Annotated in this window: 1 pseudogene; it reads right to left on the reverse strand. The window is 52.0% G+C overall.

Features of this window, described 5'->3' with window-relative positions:
* Positions 1–256 (reverse strand): annotated as a pseudogene (locus SB719_RS21250) (GNAT family N-acetyltransferase); the annotation flags it as partial.

A 256-nucleotide genomic window follows, 5' to 3' on the forward strand; every position in this document is an offset into this window, starting at 1 on the left:
ACTATAGGCATATTTGCAAATAGAGCGCACCACTTTGCGGGTGTGACCTTTTCCTCTAAAAGGCGCTAGAGTCAGTACGCCGAGATCCGCAATTTGCAAGTCGTCCTCCCAAGGGTACATACTCGCGACGCTTACGAGGCGGTTCTGCTCAAAAGAGCCGAACACCGCCCAATGATCCAATTCCACTTGAGCGTCATCCAGGTCTTGTTCCGAGGCAGAGGACTGGAACTCGGAGAAAACGGCATCATCTTGCTGT

It is taken from the genome of Pantoea sp. SIMBA_079, from assembly GCF_046940275.1.
Taxonomy (GTDB): domain Bacteria; phylum Pseudomonadota; class Gammaproteobacteria; order Enterobacterales; family Enterobacteriaceae; genus Pantoea; species Pantoea borealis.